The following is a 17,889-nucleotide window of genomic DNA, read 5'->3' as shown; positions in this document are numbered from 1 at the left end:
AATTATCTTTAAGCATATGATACAATTAAATCAGGAAGCTCCTTACATCAATATTAAAAAAGATATGAAAAAGCGATGATTACTAACTATAAAACACTCATGTAAGGAGGTAAAAAAATGAGTCAAATAAGAAATGCAAGTGATACAACCTGTAAACAGTTATTAAGAGACGGGGAATGTTTTGCAGATCTATGCAATGCTCTCTATTTTCATGGAAGACAGGTCATCAAACCAGAAAATCTGATCTCACAGGAAAATGATGTTTCAACATTGATAGGTAAAGAAGCATTACCAATGGAAACGAAAAGATATCGAGATATCGTCAGAAAAGCAAGTATCAATGGAGAGTATATGATCATTGGTGTAGAGCATCAAAGTACTTTGGATAAGAATATGATTATTCGTATACTCAACTATGATGCCCAGCTTTATATCAATCAGGTAGAAAGAGGAAAAGAAGTATATCCTGTAGGAACATTTGTCTTTTATACGAGAGATAAGGAATGGACCTATCCAAAATCTTTAAAAGAAAGCTTGAAAGTACCACCTGAGATGGAAGAGTATATCAATGACTGGAAACTACCAGTCTTAGAACTAAAAAAAATGGATCCTCAAATCCTTAAAAGTAAACGATTAAAAGAAGTGGTAGAGATCAGTCAAAGCATGCTTGAAGGAGACTATGAAAAGTTAAGGACAAACCGTATGATTAGTGTAGAAAATTATAAGATGGCATCCATCTTGATACATACGGACATTAAAGAAGAAGATTTACCAGAAGGAGATGAAATCAATATGTGCAAGGCAATGGATCAATTATTTCAAAGATTTGAAAATCAAGGAATTGAAAAAGGAGAGGCTATAGGAATTGAAAAAACATTAAAAGAACAACTTAAAGTAAAACTAGGAACTATATCAAGTCCTTTAGAAGAAAGACTCACAACAACATCGCTAGAAAAATTAAATGTTCTTACATTAAATATCTTTAACATCAATAGTGAAGAAGATGTTTTAAAAATTATTCATTAATGAAAATAGGTTATAACGAATCAAATCGCTATAACCTATTTTTTTATGCTTCTTCTATTTCTGGTTTAATCATTTTCATTTGTTTCATGATTTTACGAATATGATATAAGCTTTCAGCAATATTTAAACCATGATCACCAATTCTTTCAAAATCAGTTAAGATTTTTGTGTAAATAATACTGTTTTCAGTTGAACATTTCTTTTCTTTTAAACGAATAAGTTGATTAACTGCGAATTGATGTTGTGTTTTATCAATATTATCTTCCATGATATCTACTTTATCGACAATATTTTTAAATTCATCATAATCTAAAATAATTAATTCATCTAAAATATTATTACATAAACTTTCCATAATACTTATTTCTTTTAAAGCATCTTGAGAAAAATGGGTATCATCTTCTGCTAATCTTTGAGCTCTGTTAGCAATATTGATTGCATGATCACCAATTCTTTCTAAATCAGAAGATAGTTTTAAAAATAATATAATTGTTTGAGAACCTTCTGTAGGGAACTCGTTTGAAATAGCTGCAGTTGTAAAATCAATAATTTGTTGATTTAAATAATTAATATAGTTTTCATCTTTTAGAAGACGTTCGTATTTTTCTTGATCAAAATGATTTAAAAGTTCAAATGCTCTTTTAACATTATGATTCGCTACATTTAACATATGTTGAGTTTCATTAAATAATTGAGTATTAGCGATAGCACTTGTTCCAATATGAAAATCATTTTCAAAAATACTGAAATCTAAATATTTAAGAGACATATGTTCGCTTTCTTCTTTATCTTCAGGTAAAATCTTAGTTGCTAGATCAACCAATTTAGTCCCAATTGGAAGTAATAATAAAGTTGTTGTGATATTAAATATTGTATGTACATTAGCTATTTGAGCAGCTACGTTATTTGGTGTAATACTTTCAATTAAATGAGCAAATGGGAATAATAAACTAATCGTTACAAAAATAACAGTTCCGATAATATTGAAAGATAAATGAATAATTGTTGTTCTTTTAGCATTCTTACTTGTTCCAATAGAAGCAAGAACAGAAGTAATACAAGTTCCAATATTTTGACCAAATAATACATAAATAGATGATGATAAAGTCATAACACCACTTTTAGCTAAAGCTTGTAAAATACCGACAGATGCTGATGAACTTTGAATAAGTGCAGTAAATAAAGCCCCTACGATAATACCAATAAGTGGATTTTGGAACTTAGAAATCAATCCTACAAATTCAGGCATTGTTCTAAGTGGCACCATAGCCTTTGACATTGTTTCCATTCCAATAAATAAAATACCTAAACCACCAATAACCGTACCAATAGCATCTAATTTCTTGCTTTTAAAGAAAACAATCATGGCAACTCCAATAAAAGCAAATAATGGAGCAAGTGCAGTAATATTGATAGCAATCAATTGACCTGTAATTGTTGTTCCAATATTGGCTCCCATAATTACCCAAACAGCACTTGTTAAAGACATCAATCCAGAGTTAACAAATCCAACGACCATGACAGTTGTCGCTGAAGAAGATTGAATAACAGCTGTAACTAAAGCTCCAACTAAAACTCCTAAAATACGATTAGAAGTTAATTTTTCTAAAATAGATTTCATTTTATTTCCGGCAGCAAGCTCTAATCCATTAGACATCATATTCATTCCATAAAGGAAAAGCGCTAAACCACCTAACATTGAAAAAATATTCGATAGTTCCATATATATATTCCTCACAATCCGTAAGTAGATTAACACTTTCTTAATGTGAAGTAAATAAACTTAACATTAACTTAACAAAAAAGCTCCTAAGAGCTTTTTACCATATTTCAAGAAGATGTTGCATGAATAAACTCATACAAGCAATACATATCCAACAAATAAAACCTAAAATAATTGGTTTACCACCATTTTTAATCAATTTAATAACATTTGTATTTAAACCAATAGCCACCATTGCTAGAACAATAAAGAATTTACTTAATTCTTTAAAGGGTGTAAAGAAATCAGCAGAGACTCCCATTTTAATAGCAACTGTTGTAATAATAGAAGCTAACACAAAATAAATGATAAAAAATGGAAAAACTTTCTTTAAATTAATTTTTTGACCATCTTTATTCTTTCTTAACTTAAAAAAAGATAAAACCAAAGTAATCGGAATGATTGCAAGTGTTCTTGTAAGTTTAACAGTTACGGCTTTATCTAAAGTAGCACTTTGTAGATGGTACATTGAATCCCACGTAGAAGCTGCTGCTGTTACAGAAGATGTATCATTAATAGCAGTACCAGCAAAGATTCCAAAAGCTTCACCGCTTTTTGTAGAAAAACCTAACAGTGTTCCAAGTGTAGGAAATAATAAAGCAGCAATCATATTAAATAAAAAGATAACAGAAATACTTTGAGCTACTTCTTCATCACTGGCTTCAATAACAGGTGCTGTAGCCGCAATGGCTGAACCACCACAAATAGAAGAACCAACACCAATTAGAGTAGAAATCTTACTTGGAATATGCATGATTTTATGTAACAGGTAAGCGACAATTAAAGATGTAGAAATAGTAGCTAGAATGATTGGTAAAGATTGTTTTCCTGTTTGTAACACGACCGATAAATTCATTCCAAATCCTAACAAGATAACCGCATACTGTAAGATTTTTTTTGATGTAAAAGTGATGCCTGATTGTAATTCGTTTTTATCTTTAATAAATAAAGTAATGATCATTCCAAGAATAATTCCAAAGACAGGACCACCTACAATAGGAAACTTCTTTCCTAAAAACCAACAAGGAATGGCAATAATCAAACATAATAACATTCCTTTATAATTCTTTTTAAAATTCATAAACTCTCTCCCTTTTAAACAAAAGTAGTTTAGCATAAAAAATAGTAAATAACTAGAAACTCATAAATTAATTATTAAGAAAAATTAAGAATAATTTTTTCTCATAAGTTTGTACTTTAAAACACATTCATGTATCATAAATATGATGAGGGATGAATATGTTTAGTAAAATGGTTATTTTAATACCAGTTTATAATCCTAGGGAGAGGATTATAAACTATGTTAAAAAGTTAAAAGAAAAAAATTATGATGTTGTTGTAATTAATGATGGCTCTGATGAAAATTATCATGCTGTTTTTGAAAGGATGGTCTATGATTGTAAAATCATTAATTATCCACATTTTAAAGGAAAAGGCTATGCTTTAAAAAAAGGATATCAGTATGTTAAAGAACACTTAAAGGATAAAAAAGGAATTCTTATTTTAGAAAATGAATATGATTTAAAATTAGTTGATCAAATGAGTCAATCAATTAATGAGGATGCATCTAAATTCTATTTTGTGCATCATCAAGGGAAAAAGATTTTATCTCAATTATTTTCACTTATTTATAATCAAAAATTTATCAATGTCGACAGTGAATTGTTTGGCTTTTCAATATCTTATTTAGATGAAATGCTAGAAGTTGATGAAAACTGTTATGAAGTACAAGCTTTAATAGATCAAGTACAAAATCAACATGATATAGAAGAAATCAAGGTCAAAAAATTATCACAAGAAGCTTTTCATCCAAAAAATAAAACTTCTCAAATTATTTATGTTATCTTCTTACATCTTATTCGCTTTGTATCTTCCTCTATTATTAGTTCTATAATAGATGTTTTATTAGCGTGGATTTTATTAGATGTTTTAAAAATATGGATGACAAGTGATTTTTGGCGTATTGCTCTAGCAAGTCTTATCGCTAGAGTTATTTCTACAATTGTTAATTATGTAGTTAATAAAAAATATGTTTTTAAAGGAAAAACAAACAATAGACAGACAGCTATTCGTTTTTTGATTCTAACAGTTATTATTACAATTTTATCTACTTTATTTGTTTATGTGGCATCGATTTTTAATATCATGTCAGAAAAACTTGCGAAACCAGTAGGGGATTTACTGTTATTTTTACTTAGTTATAGTGCACAAACAAAGTGGGTATTTCATAAAGAATAAGAGGATAAAATCAATTATTTATCCTATTTAAAAAAATATTTTAAATAAAAAATGTTGATAAAATCAAAGAAAATTAAAAAAATAAATAAATTTGAACTTCAAAGTATTTACTTTTTATGTTCTTCGTGTATAATACAAACCGTATTCAAGGAGGAAAGTAAAATGGATTTTGAAAAAGTAAAAGAGATCATTGTTGATTCATTAAGTTGTGATGAAAGTCAAGTTACAATGGAAGCAAATTTAAAAGATGATTTAGAAGCTGATTCTTTAGATGCTGTTGAATTAATTATGCAAATTGAAGAAGAATTTGAAGTAGAAATTCCAGATGAAGTTGCTTCTAACATGAAAACTGTTAAAGATATCGTAGATTATATTGAAGCAAACAAATAGTAAAGAGGTGTCGCTGAGGCGACTATATATTTTATAATAAGCTTTGAAATTCAAAGCTTATTATTTTACTATATGCTTTGAACTTCAAACAAAGGAGAATGCTATGAAATTAGATTTCATTAAACAAATTATGAGTGAGTTTGATCAATCAAATGTCACTAAAATGAAAGTAGAAATAGATGATTTAAAAATAGAATTAGAAAAAGAAAGTGAAAAAGTTGAATATGTAAAACCATTAGAAAAAGAAAATAAAATGGTTGCAGAAGTTAATACCAAAGAGTCTACAGGTACACCTGTAAAATCACCAATTGTAGGTGTTTTCTATGGTGCAAGTTCACCTGAAAGTGATCCGTATGTTACTGTTGGAAAGACAGTTAAAAAAGGAGATATTATTTGTATTATTGAAGCAATGAAGGTGATGAATGAAATTAAGGCACCATGTGATGGAACGGTTACATCAATTCTTGTAGAAAATGAAGCGCTTGTAGAATATGATCAAGCTTTAATGGTTATTGAAGAAAATGTTTAAAAAGATATTGATTGCTAATCGCGGTGAAATAGCCGTTAGAATTATTCGTTGTTGTAAAGAAATGGGAATTGAAGCCGTTGCTGTTTATTCTTCAGCAGATGCCACTTCTTTACATGTTCAATTAGCAGATGAAGCTTACTGTATTGGACCTGCTAAAAGTAGTGAGAGTTATTTAAATATGGAAAATATTTTATCAGTAGCTACTTTATCAGGGTGTGATGCAATTCATCCTGGATTTGGTTATTTATCTGAAAATTCGACGTTTGCCAGACTTGTTGAAAAATGTGGTATGACTTTTATTGGTCCAAGTGGTGATGTGATTGATCAAATGGGGAATAAAAGCGTTGCTCGACAAATGATGATTGAAGCAGGAGTTCCAGTTGTTCCTGGAAGTGATGGCAGTGTTGAATCTGTCAGTCAAGGAAAAGAAATTGCTAGAAAGATTGGTTATCCGGTTTTAATTAAAGCTTCTGCCGGTGGTGGTGGAAGAGGTATGAGAAAATGTTTTAAGGAAGAAGATTTTGAAAATGCTTATTTAACAGCTAAAGCGGAGGCAAAGGCTTGTTTTGGTGATGATGATATGTATATGGAAAAATTGATTTTAAATCCTAAACATATTGAATTTCAAATTTTAGCTGATCATTTTGGTAATGTTATTCATTTAGGAGAAAGAGATTGTTCAATTCAAAGAAGAAACCAAAAGATGATGGAAGAATCTCCAAGTAAAGCTTTAAGTCAAGAGCTTCGAGAAAAGATGGGAAATGATGCTATCAAAGCAGCTAAAAAAGTAGGATATGTTAATGCAGGAACGATTGAATTTGTTTTAGCACCGGATGGAAAATATTATTTTATTGAGATGAATACGCGTATTCAAGTTGAACATCCAGTAACAGAGATGGTAACGGGGGTTGATTTGGTTCGTGAACAAATTAGAATAGCTGCACATTTAAAATTGAATTATAAACAAAGTGATATTGAATTAAAGGGACATGCCCTTGAATGTCGTATCAATGCTGAAAATCCTCAAGAAGGTTTTAGACCTTCACCAGGGATTGTTAGTAGTTTACATATTCCAGGAGGTTTTGGGGTACGTATTGATACAACTTTATATCAAGGTTATCAAGTGTCTTCTCATTATGACTCAATGATTGCTAAGGTAATCGTTCATGGAAGAAATCGTATTGAAACAATTCGTAAAATGCGTAGGGTCTTAAGTGAATTAGTGATTGATGGTATTGATACGAATCAAGAATTACAGTATTTGATTTTACATGAAAGTGATTATGTCAAAGGAAATTTTGATACAAGTTTTATTGAAAAACATTTAGATGAGTTGGTGAATGAAAGATGATGGAACAGTTATTTAAGGAAAGAAAAGAAAAACTTCATTTATTTAAGTCATTAAGAAAAAAAAGAGAAAATGAAAGAAAAGAAGTTCCTGAAGGACTTTATACAAAATGTCCAAAGTGTAAAGAATTGATTCTTACAAGTAAACTTAAAAAAAATATGTCAGTTTGTCCTCACTGTGGAAATCATTTAAAGATTACTGCTTATGAAAGATTAGAAATGATTTATGATCAAGGGAAATATAAAGAACTCTATAAAAGTACACAAAGAGTAAATCCTTTAGAATTTCCCGGATACGATGAAAAATTAGAAATTCTACAACAAAAAACAGGTTTAAATGAAGCTGTTGTTGTAGCAAGTGGAAAAATAAATGGGACAAAGGTGATTACTTGTGTGATGGATTCACGTTTTTTAATGGGTAGTATGTCTTCTATTGTAGGTGATAAAATCACGAAAGCTATTGAACATGCAACCAAAAGAAAGTATCCACTCATTATTTTTACAGCTTCAGGAGGCGCTAGAATGCAAGAAGGAATTTATTCCTTAATGCAAATGACAAAAACCTCCGCAGCTCTTGCTAGACATCATCAAGCAGGTTTACTTTATATTTCCTATATTACCCATCCAACAACAGGAGGAGTAACAGCTTCATTTGCAAGCTTAGGAGATATTATTATTGGTGAACCTCAAGCATTGATTGGATTTGCAGGAAGACGTGTCATTGAAAGTACGCTTAAACAAAAATTACCGGAAAACTTTCAAACAACAGAATTTATGGAAGAACAAGGATTTGTTGATTTAATTGTGAAACGTCAAGAAATGCGTTCAACACTTATTAGAATTTTAAAAATGCATGGTAAGGGGGCATAAAGATGTCTTTAAGTCAAGTAGAAAAAGAAATTGAAAAGTTACAAAAAGAACTTCTTGATTGCAATCAAGAGAGAAAAAAAGAAATCGAAAGTCAAATCAAAAAACAAGAAGAATATTATCAACATCTTTCACCTTATGATCATGTTTATCTTGCTAGAAAAAGTACACGACCAAATATTAAAGATTATATCAATCATCTCTTTGATGATTTTATTGAATTACATGGAGATCGTTTAGCAAAAGATGATGGTTCAATTGTTGGAGGTATTGGTTTATTTAATCAACAACCTGTAACAATTATTGGTCATTTAAAAGGAAAAACTTTAGAAGATAATTTAAAATGTAATTTTGGAATGTCTTCACCAGAAGGCTATCGAAAGGCAATGCGCTTAATGAAACAGGCAGAAAAATTTAAACGTCCTATTATTGCTTTTGTCGATACTCCAGGAGCTTATCCAGGAATGGAAGCAGAAATGCATGGAATTGGAGAAGCAATTGCTCGAAATCTTTTAGAAATGTCTCTTTTAAAAGTTCCTATTATTACTATTGTTATTGGTGAGGGAGGTTCTGGAGGAGCTTTGGCTTTAAGTGTAAGTGATCGCTTAGTCATGTTAGAAAATAGTGTTTATTCGATTTTATCTCCTGAAGGATTTGCTTCTATTTTGTGGAAAGATCAAGAAGGAAAGCGTGTTGCAGAGGCTGCAAGCTTAATGAAATTAACAGCTAAAGATCTTTATGAGCGTCATATTATTGATCATATCATAGATGAAGATTTAAAAGGGGCTACTGTTGAAAGTTATGAAGTTTATCGACAAATAAAAGAATATTTAAATACAAATCTTAAAGAATTACAAAAGTTATCAACATCTCAATTGATTAATAAACGTTATGAAAAATATAGAAAGATAGGACAAGTATTTTAAAGGAGAAAAAGATGAATGGAATTGAAATTGTTTCTACAGGTTATGCCAAAATTGAAAAGACTTTAGATAATCAACAACTTGAACAAATGGTAGAAACATCTAATGAATGGATCGTTTCACGAACGGGTATTTTAAAAAGACATCTTTCAGATAAATCAAGTGCCTTTCTAGCTATTGAAGCTGCTAAAAAAGCAACTCAAAATCAAGATTTAAGTCAACTTGCTTTAATTATTGTAGCTACGATGACACCAGAAAATAATACGCCAAGTAATGCCTGTCTTGTACAAAAAGCTTTAGGTTTAAATCATCAATCAATGATGTGTTTTGATATTAATGTTGCTTGTAGTGGTTATGTTTACGCTTTAAAAGTTGCTCAAAGCTTGTTAGAAGAAAATCAATATGGACTTGTTATTGGAAGTGAACAATTAAGCTCTATTGTAGATTATCAAGATCGTAATACGTGTATTTTATTTGGAGATGGTGCAGCCGCTACGTTGATTAAAAAAAGTCAAAAGCTTTTTTATAGTTATTTAGATAGTGATGGAAATGAAGAAGTACTATTTTCTAAAAGAAATGATTATTTAAAAATGAAAGGTCAAGATGTTTTTAAATTTGCTATTAAAGCAATTCCTTTAAGTATTGATCATGTCTTAAACCAAGCAAAAATGACATTAAATGATATTGATTACGTGATTTGTCATCAAGCAAATGAAAGAATTATTAAACATGTTTATAAAAAATATCAATGTTCAAGTGAAAAGTTTTATATGAACTTACAAGAATATGGAAACACCTCAGCAGCGAGTATTCCATTAGCTTTAGCGAAGATGAATGAACAAGGGTTACTTCAAAAAGGAATGAAAATCATTCTCGTTGGCTTTGGTGGAGGACTTACTTGGGGTGCAATTTTAATGGAATGGTAAGGAGAACAAAATGAAATTAAATGAGTTATTAAATATTAAATATCCTATTATTCAAGGAGGAATGGCCAATATTGCTACCGGTGCCTTTGCTGCGAGTGTTTCTAATGCAGGAGGTTTGGGTTTGATTGGAGCTGGAGGAATGAATGCTAAAATGTTAAAAGCAGAAATTCAAGCATGTAAAAAATTAACAAATCAACCTTTTGGTGTCAATATTATGTTACTCAATCCAGATGCCAAAGAAATGGCACAAATCGTTATTGATGAACATGTCCCAGTTGTGACAACTGGTGCTGGAAATCCAGGTGTATATATAAAAATGTGGAAAGAAGCAGGAATTAAAGTTTTACCTGTTGTTCCTAGTGTGGCTCTTGCTAAAAGATTAGAACGTGCAGGTGTGGATGGTTTAATTGTTGAAGGTTGTGAAGCAGGAGGACATATTGGTGAAGCAACGACTATGGCGCTTGTTCCTCAAGTTGTAAGTAATGTTTCTATTCCTGTTATTGCTGCAGGAGGGATTGCCAGTGGCAAGCAAATGTTAGCAGCTTATGCCTTAGGTGCTTGTGGTGTACAAATTGGAACAGTTTTACTCGCAAGTAAAGAATGTCCAATTCATGAAAATTATAAACAAGCAATTTTAAAGGCAAAAGATACTTCGACAACTGTTACAGGAAGAATTAATGGAACACCAGTAAGAATCTTAAAAAATAAAATGGCAAAAGCTTATATTCAAAAAGAAAAAGCAGGAGCAGATATGATGGAACTTGAAAAATATACTTTAGGTTCATTAAAAAAAGCTGTTTTTGAGGGAAATGTTGATGAAGGTTCTTTGATGGCAGGACAAGTTGCAGGAATGATTCATGAAATTAAACCCGTTAAACAAATTTTAGAAGAAATGATGAGTGAGTTACAAGAAACTTATTCAAATTTGGAGATTTAAAATGTTAGAAATCAATCAAAAAAGCTTAACTGTTCCTTTAATTCAAGGAGGAATGGGAGTTGGTGTTTCTCTAGGAAGTTTGGCAGGGCATGTTGCTAAGTGTGGAGCGATGGGGGTTATTTCTACAGCGCATCCAGGTTACAAGGAAGATGATTTTGAAAGTAATCATCGTCAAGCTAATATTCGTGCTTTAAAAAAAGAAATTTTAAAAGCACAAAAGCTTTCTCAAGGAAAAGGTTTAGTAGCCATCAATGCGATGGTTGCTTTAAAAGATTATGATGAATTGATCAATGCAGCATTAGAGAGTAAAGTTGATGCTATTATTTCAGGAGCTGGACTTCCTTTACGTTTACCAGAATTGGTAAAAGATCATGATGTTTTAATTGCTCCAATTGTTTCAAGTGGTAAAGCCTGTAAGGTAATCATAAAACATTGGCTCAAAAAATATCAACGTACACCAGATTTTATTGTTATTGAAGGAAGTCAAGCAGGTGGACATTTAGGGTTTAAAAAAGAAGATTTAGAAAATCAAACATGCCAAAGTTTAGAAGAAATTTTTAAAGATGTTGAAGAAATTGTAGAAAATAATAAATTGAACATTCCTATTTTTGTAGCAGGAGGAATCAGTCAAAGAAGTGATGTTAAGCATTTCTTTGATCTAGGTGTCGATGGTATTCAAGTAGCAACACGCTTTATTACAACTTATGAATGTGATGCTTCTATCAAATATAAAGAAGCCTTCTTAAAAGCTAGAAAGGAAGATATTGGTTTTGTTTCTTCTCCTGTTGGAATGCCAGGAAGAGCAATGCAAAATAGTTTTGTTAAAAAAACCAAGAAAGAAAAAATACCTGTTAAAAAATGTTATCAATGTTTAATTCCTTGTGATGTTAAAAATACACCTTATTGTATTTCAAGAGCTTTAATAGAAGCAGTTAAAGGAAATTTAGAGGATGGTCTTATTTTTACAGGAGCTCATGGTTATAGGCAAGATCATTTGATGCATGTTGATGAAGTGATTCATGAATTAATGGAGGATGACAAATGAAATTAGGAATTATTTATGCTGGTCAAGGAAGTCAAGTTGTGGGAATGGGAAAATCATTTTATCCTCGTGAAATCTTTGATCAAAATGAAGATTTAAAGGAATTATGTTTTAATGGACCACTTGAAAAACTATCTTATACACCATATACCCAACCATGTATGGTGATGGTTGCAACAATCATTACAGATTTATTAAAAGAACATGGAATTGTGCCTGATTATACAGCAGGTCTTTCTTTAGGGGAATATTCAGCATTATATTGTGCAGGTGTTTTTAAAAGACAACAAGTGATTGATCTTGCGCGTTTTAGAGGAAAAGTCATGCAAGAAGCAGTATCAGAAATTGAAAGTGAAATGATTGCCGTTTTAGGAATGAAGGAAGAACTTTTACAAGATTTGTGTCATCAAGCAAGTTCATTAGGGGTTGTTTCTATTTCTAATTATAATTGTCCTGGTCAACTTGTTGTTGCTGGTGAAAAGAAGGCTGTGGAAAAAGTTAAAGAATTAGCTTTAGAAAATAAAGCGAGAAGAGTGATTGCTTTAAATACGAGTGGACCTTTTCATACGTCTTTATTAAAAGAAGCGTCACTTGCTTTAAAAGAAAGATTTAAAAAAGAAACTTTTCATGAAATGAAAATACCTGTTATTTTTAATACTTTAGGTCATGAAATCGAATATCAATCAATACCAGAAATTTTAGAAAAGCAAGTGATGTCACCTGTTTACTTTGAAAAAAGTATTCGCTATATGATAGATCAAGGTGTTGATACGATCATTGAAGTAGGACCAGGAAAGGTATTAAGTGGTTTTGTTAGAAAGATAGATCGAAGTATTCAGCTTTATCAAATAGAAGATATGGAATCATTGAAAAAAACAGTGAAAGCTTTGAAGGGAGAATAAAATGAGATTAGAAAATAAAATTGCTCTTGTTACAGGTGGAGGACAAGGTATTGGTAAAGAAATTGCTAAAACATTAGCTTTAAATGGTGCTTTTGTTTTAATTAATTATATAGATTTAGGGAATAATCAAGAAATTGCTCAAATGACAAAAAGTGAAATTGAAAGTCTTGGAGGAAAATGTGAAATCTTACCTGCAAATGTAGCAAGTTATGATGAAACATTAGAGATGTTTAAAACAATTAAAAATGAATATGGAAGATTGGATATTTTAATTAATAATGCAGGAATTACAAAAGATGGCTTAATGTTACGCATGAAAGAAAATGATTTTGATGCAGTTATTGATGTCAATTTAAAAGGAACATGGAATTGTATGAAACATGCGACAAAATTAATGATGAAACAAAAATATGGACGTATTGTTTCTATGTCATCTGTTGTAGGCGTTATGGGAAATGCTGGACAAGTCAATTATGCTGCTAGTAAATCAGGAATTATTGGAATGACAATGTCTCTTGCTAGAGAGGTTGGAAGTCGTGGTATTACTGTTAATGCAGTAGCACCAGGTTTTATTCAAACAGCAATGACAGATGTTTTAAGTGATGATATTAAAGAACAAATGAAAAGTCAAATTCCTTTAGGAGCATTTGGAAGTGTTCAAGATATTGCAAATGCAGTTGTTTTTCTAGCAAGTGATGAAGCAAAGTACATTACTGGACAAACATTGCATGTTGATGGTGGCATGGCTATGTAAAGGAGAAGCATATGAAAAGAAGAGTTGTCGTAACAGGAATAGGTGCTTTAACACCTATTGGAAATAATGTAAATGATACATGGAAGGGTATTTTAAATCATCAATGTGGGATTGATTTGATTCAATCATTTGATACTTCAAATATGAAGGTAAAAGTAGCAGGTGAATTAAAGAACTTTGAAGCTACTGAATATTTAGATAAAAAAGATGTTCGTAAAATGGATAAATTTATTCAATATGGACTGATTGCAGCTAAAGAAGCTATCAAAGATTCTAAATTAGAGATAGATTCTATAAATCATGATCGTTTTGGGGTAGTAGTATCAAGTGGTATTGGAGGATTAGGATCTATTGAAGAAAATCATCAACGTGGTTTAAAGAAAGGATTTGATCGTGTTTCTCCATACTTTATTCCTATGACCATTGTTAATTTAGCAGCTGGTCAAATTGCCATTGCCTTTAAAGCACAAGGACTTGCTACATGTCCTGTAACAGCTTGTGCGGGAGGAACAAATGCTATTGGTGATGCCTTTAGAAATATTCGTGATGGTTATTTAGATGTAACCATTGCTGGAGGTTGCGAAGCAAGCATTACACCTCTTGGTATTGGTGGTTTTACATCAATGAAAGCTTTAAGTGAATCACATGATCCCAAACGTGCCTCCATTCCTTTTGATAAAGAAAGAAATGGTTTTGTCATGGGCGAAGGAGCAGGAATGCTTGTTTTAGAAGAACTTGAACATGCTAAAGCAAGAGGGGCACATATTTATTGTGAAATGGTAGGTTATGGTGTTAGTTGTGATGCTTATCATATGACAGCTCCAGCTCCTGAAGGTATTGGAGGTGCTAAAGCCATGATCAATGCACTTCAAGATGCTTCTCTTGAAGCTAATCAAATTGATTATATTAATGCTCATGGAACATCAACACCGATGAATGATAAGTTAGAAACAGCTGCAATCAAAAAAGCTTTTAAAAATCATGCTCATAAAGTAGCTGTATCTTCAACAAAAGGAAATACAGGTCATTGTTTAGGAGCTGCTGGTGGAATTGAAGGTGTTTTATGTGTTAAAGCATTAGAAGATAACTTTATTCCAGCAACTATTAATTATCAAAATTTTGATGAAGAATGCGATTTAGATATTGTCGCAAATCATGGAAGAAAACAAGTATTAAATTATGTAATGTCAAATTCATTAGGTTTTGGAGGGCATAATGCCTCAATTATTTTTAAGAAATATGGAGAAGAGTAATGGAACTTAATAGTAATCAAATACAAGAAATCAATCCTCATCGTTATCCTTTTGCTTTAGTAGATCGAATTACAGATTATAAACCAGGTGAGTATGCTAAAGGAATCAAATGTGTCAGTGTTAATGAAATGCATTTTTGTGGACATTTTCCAAGTCATCATGTCATGCCAGGAGTTTTGATTGTTGAAGCTTTGGCACAAGTAGGATGTATTGCTATTTTATCAAAAGAAGAAAATAAAGGAAAAATTGCTTTCTTTGGTGGTATTAAAAATTGTCGTTTTAAAGGACAAGTAACACCAGGGGATGTTTTAGAAATGGAATGTGTTCTTACTAAACAAAAAGGACCCGTAGGAATTGGTGAAGCTATTGCAAAAGTAAATGGTAAAGTTGTTTGCAAAGCTGAACTTACATTTGCAATTCAATAATCTTGAATTGCAATTTTTTTTATTTTATCATGATAAAGAGGTGAAACTATGAAACTGATAGAGCTAGAAGAAGTTGATTCAACAAATGATTATTTAAAAAGAGAATATCAAAATTTACCTATGCAAACATGTGTCACTGCCAAATATCAAACAAAAGGTAGAGGTAGAAATGGTCATGTTTGGGAAAGTCATGCAAATGAGAATTTGATTATGAGTTTTTTATTTAAAGATTTTCATAAAATAGAAGATGCTTGGAAAATGACACAATTAGCTTCGTGTAGTGTGGTTGGTTTACTTGATCGTTATCGTATTAAAGCAACTATTAAATGGCCTAATGACATTTATGTCGATGGAAAAAAGATTTGTGGTATTTTAGTAGAAACGATTTTAGATCCTGATTTAAAAGGAGTCATTGTAGGAATAGGATTGAATGTTAATAATGAAGATTTTCAATCAATGAAACAAATTACTCATAAAGAGTATAAAATATCTAAACTTGCTATTGGACTGAAAACATTTATGTTGATTTATTATAATTTATATCAAACAAATCAGTTTCATAAGGTTTTAGAATACGCTAATAGTATTTCTTATTTAAAAGATCAATGGGTAGAATATGGTGATTATGGAGAAGTTTGTTTTCAAAAGCTATTAGATGATGGTTCTGTTTTATTTGTTGATCGACAAGGAAAAACATATAAACAGGTAATTAATGAAATATCTTTACATAATAAATAAAAGTGCAGGCTTAAGCTTGCACTTTTACAATATAACAGTATTTCTTATAAAAGGATATGCCATATCCTTTTACATGAAGATATCCCTCATTGATAATTTCTTCTTCATATTTATTATCAATGATTTGTTGGGCTCCTTCACTTGCATCACTTATTAAATCTTTAACGCTCTTAGAATGTTTACATTCTAAGATTAGTGCTGTCTGAAAGATTTGTTTAGGAAAGATACATAAATCAAATCTTCCATGCACCGCTTCTCGATTTGATTTGATCTTTTTACCACTAAAGAGTCCTAATAGAAAACCATGATAAAAAGATTCTTCATTATCAAAGTAACTAATACTTCTAGATAAGATATCTCCTAGTATTTCATTTGCTTGATCAACGTCTCCTTTAACAAGACTTTGATAAAGATTTTCTTTTCTTACAAAAGTATAGTCTTCAAAATAAGACATGAATGTTTGTTTATAGATTTCATAGACTTCTTTATTGGGAATAATCAGTTTATACTTATTTTCTCCTAAATCTTCTTTTATCTTTAAATATCCTGTAAGTAAAAGAAAACTATAGATATTATTAATATTATCCATTTCTCGATAAGTAAGTTCAGGTTTGACATATTTCGTTAAAGACTTTCCTTGAATGAGTTGTTCAAATTCTTCATGAAGTTCATCACTGCCATTTTGAATATAGTTGACAACAAGATCATTTCCACTGGTATTTGCCCAGAAGGAAATAGGTTTGTTATCTGAGCTATTTAATTTACAATCAACATACATAAGTGTACTCCAAGGATTATAGATTTCGATGTTTCCAAATAAATAACCATCATACCATTCTTTAACTTCATCTACATAATCTGTTAGATTATAATCTTTTAATAATTGTAAGATTTCTTTTTTTGTAAAGCCAAAATACTCATTTTTTGATTTATAAAGAATAGAATAGGCTTTAAAATTATTTAAACCGGTGAAGATACTTTCTTTAGAAATACGAAGACAACCTGCCATGATTCCTTTTTCTAAAGCATCATTGGTTTTAAGTGCTGAAGAAAAGACACTTCTTAGGAATTCTACCATTTCATCATAGTAGTTATATTGATAAGCAGCTTGTAAAGGAACATCATATTCATCAATAAGAATGATGACTTTTTGATGATAATGTTTATAAAGAAAATATGAAATATTAAAGATTTCTCTTTCTAATTCATTATCTTCGGTTTCATTATCTACATATTTTTGAAAAAGTTTCTTTTCAGAATCAAGTAATTCATCACTATCAAGAAAGTTTTTAGCACACAAACAAATAATTTCTTTAAAGCGATTCATTTGTTTTTCATAGGAACTATTTTTCATATCTTTTAAAGTAATGAAAAGTGTTGGATATTGATTTTGATGTTTTATAGCTTTTTTATTTTTAGAAATGTTTAATCCATTAAATAAATAGGCATTCTCCTTTTCTTTAATAGAAAAGAAATAATAAAGCATCGACATATTAAGAGTCTTTCCAAATCTTCGAGGTCTTGTAAAAAAGACATTCTGTTCGTTTAATACATTTTCAATAAGATTTGTTTTATCTACATAATAAGCATTTTTATCAATCATTTCTTTAAAGTTTTCAATTCCTATAGGTCTAATTTCATAAATTATTCATTTCCTTATGTTTAATATAATTTTAATTAGTTAAATTATATATTGTTGTAAACTAAAAATCATTGGACAGATTGTCCAAGATTTGTTGGAATAAAAGATGAATATATGAAGAATTATTTCTTTGATAATATCGAGCTATAAGAATGAGCATAATATAAAAGTGTACTTAATGAGTACAC

Annotated in this window: 18 protein-coding genes; 15 read left to right on the top strand and 3 right to left on the bottom strand. The window is 30.4% G+C overall.

What is annotated here, in order from left to right; genetic code table 11:
* The first annotated feature begins 117 nt into the window (after positions 1 to 117).
* A complete protein-coding gene (locus OCV55_RS02590; protein ID WP_147579712.1) occupies positions 118 to 1,026 on the top strand; it encodes an Rpn family recombination-promoting nuclease/putative transposase in 909 nt (302 codons plus the stop codon).
* Between the two features lie 43 nt (positions 1,027 to 1,069).
* Here the strand turns inward: OCV55_RS02590 and OCV55_RS02585 are convergent, their stop codons facing one another.
* Together OCV55_RS02585 and OCV55_RS02580 are read right to left on the bottom strand one after the other, a co-directional pair.
* Entirely contained in the window at positions 1,070 to 2,749 is a 1,680-nt protein-coding gene (locus OCV55_RS02585) for a Na/Pi cotransporter family protein (protein ID WP_032091728.1), read from the bottom strand.
* A gap of 97 nt (positions 2,750 to 2,846) precedes the next feature.
* Positions 2,847 to 3,869, bottom strand: a complete 1,023-nt coding sequence (locus OCV55_RS02580) for a YeiH family protein (RefSeq protein WP_032091727.1) — start codon at positions 3,867 to 3,869, stop codon at positions 2,847 to 2,849.
* 158 nt (positions 3,870 to 4,027) lie between these two features.
* On the opposite strand from OCV55_RS02580, the gene OCV55_RS02575 reads away from it, so the two are divergent.
* The 14 genes from OCV55_RS02575 (at position 4,028) to OCV55_RS02510 (ending at position 16,059) form a co-directional block, all read left to right on the top strand.
* On the top strand, positions 4,028 to 5,026 hold the full coding sequence (locus OCV55_RS02575; RefSeq protein WP_227391682.1) for a GtrA family protein: 999 nt from the start codon (positions 4,028 to 4,030) through the stop codon (positions 5,024 to 5,026).
* 162 nt (positions 5,027 to 5,188) lie between these two features.
* Positions 5,189 to 5,416, top strand: coding sequence for an acyl carrier protein (acpP, locus tag OCV55_RS02570; protein ID WP_022000698.1), 228 nt, complete (start codon positions 5,189 to 5,191; stop codon positions 5,414 to 5,416).
* A gap of 103 nt (positions 5,417 to 5,519) precedes the next feature.
* Positions 5,520 to 5,945, top strand: coding sequence for an acetyl-CoA carboxylase biotin carboxyl carrier protein (locus tag OCV55_RS02565; protein ID WP_032091725.1), 426 nt, complete (start codon positions 5,520 to 5,522; stop codon positions 5,943 to 5,945).
* Entirely contained in the window at positions 5,938 to 7,296 is a 1,359-nt protein-coding gene (locus OCV55_RS02560) for an acetyl-CoA carboxylase biotin carboxylase subunit (RefSeq protein WP_147579710.1), read from the top strand. Before OCV55_RS02565 ends, OCV55_RS02560 begins: the two co-directional genes overlap by 8 nt.
* Positions 7,296 to 8,162 (top strand): acetyl-CoA carboxylase, carboxyltransferase subunit beta, encoded by an 867-nt coding sequence (accD, locus tag OCV55_RS02555; protein WP_032091814.1) that lies wholly within the window; start codon positions 7,296 to 7,298, stop codon positions 8,160 to 8,162. The genes OCV55_RS02560 and accD overlap by 1 nt, the downstream gene beginning before the upstream one ends.
* Before the next feature lie 2 nt (positions 8,163 to 8,164).
* Positions 8,165 to 9,085 carry an acetyl-CoA carboxylase carboxyltransferase subunit alpha gene (locus OCV55_RS02550; RefSeq protein ID WP_022000694.1) on the top strand — a complete coding sequence of 307 codons (921 nt, stop codon included), beginning with the start codon at positions 8,165 to 8,167 and terminating at the stop codon, positions 9,083 to 9,085.
* A gap of 11 nt (positions 9,086 to 9,096) precedes the next feature.
* The gene (locus tag OCV55_RS02545) at positions 9,097 to 10,008 is read left to right on the top strand and encodes a beta-ketoacyl-ACP synthase III (RefSeq protein ID WP_117851100.1); all 912 of its coding nucleotides are present in this window, start codon (positions 9,097 to 9,099) and stop codon (positions 10,006 to 10,008) included.
* A 10-nt stretch (positions 10,009 to 10,018) separates the two neighbouring features.
* Positions 10,019 to 10,945, top strand: a complete 927-nt coding sequence (locus tag OCV55_RS02540; protein WP_032091722.1) for a DUF561 domain-containing protein — start codon at positions 10,019 to 10,021, stop codon at positions 10,943 to 10,945.
* A gap of 1 nt (position 10,946) precedes the next feature.
* Positions 10,947 to 11,990 (top strand): NAD(P)H-dependent flavin oxidoreductase, encoded by a 1,044-nt coding sequence (locus OCV55_RS02535; protein WP_147579709.1) that lies wholly within the window; start codon positions 10,947 to 10,949, stop codon positions 11,988 to 11,990.
* Positions 11,987 to 12,889, top strand: a complete 903-nt coding sequence (gene fabD, locus OCV55_RS02530) for an ACP S-malonyltransferase (RefSeq protein ID WP_032091720.1) — start codon at positions 11,987 to 11,989, stop codon at positions 12,887 to 12,889. Before OCV55_RS02535 ends, fabD begins: the two co-directional genes overlap by 4 nt.
* A gap of 1 nt (position 12,890) precedes the next feature.
* Positions 12,891 to 13,643, top strand: coding sequence for a 3-oxoacyl-[acyl-carrier-protein] reductase (fabG, locus tag OCV55_RS02525; protein ID WP_147579708.1), 753 nt, complete (start codon positions 12,891 to 12,893; stop codon positions 13,641 to 13,643).
* Between the two features lie 11 nt (positions 13,644 to 13,654).
* Positions 13,655 to 14,896, top strand: coding sequence for a beta-ketoacyl-ACP synthase II (fabF, locus tag OCV55_RS02520; RefSeq protein WP_022000688.1), 1,242 nt, complete (start codon positions 13,655 to 13,657; stop codon positions 14,894 to 14,896).
* Positions 14,896 to 15,321: a 3-hydroxyacyl-ACP dehydratase FabZ gene (gene fabZ / locus OCV55_RS02515; protein ID WP_022000687.1), complete on the top strand. Its 426-nt coding sequence runs from the start codon at positions 14,896 to 14,898 to the stop codon at positions 15,319 to 15,321. Before fabF ends, fabZ begins: the two co-directional genes overlap by 1 nt.
* Before the next feature lie 48 nt (positions 15,322 to 15,369).
* On the top strand, positions 15,370 to 16,059 hold the full coding sequence (locus OCV55_RS02510; RefSeq protein ID WP_117827107.1) for a biotin--[acetyl-CoA-carboxylase] ligase: 690 nt from the start codon (positions 15,370 to 15,372) through the stop codon (positions 16,057 to 16,059).
* A 10-nt stretch (positions 16,060 to 16,069) separates the two neighbouring features.
* Here the strand turns inward: OCV55_RS02510 and OCV55_RS02505 are convergent, their stop codons facing one another.
* A complete protein-coding gene (locus tag OCV55_RS02505; RefSeq protein ID WP_267309795.1) occupies positions 16,070 to 17,680 on the bottom strand; it encodes an ATP-binding protein in 1,611 nt (536 codons plus the stop codon).
* Between the last annotated feature and the right edge of the window lie 209 nt (positions 17,681 to 17,889).

The organism is [Clostridium] ammoniilyticum, assembly GCF_025566905.1.
GTDB lineage: Bacteria > Bacillota_I > Bacilli_A > Erysipelotrichales > Coprobacillaceae > Faecalibacillus > Faecalibacillus intestinalis.
This window is presented reverse-complemented; position numbering and strand designations above follow the sequence as displayed.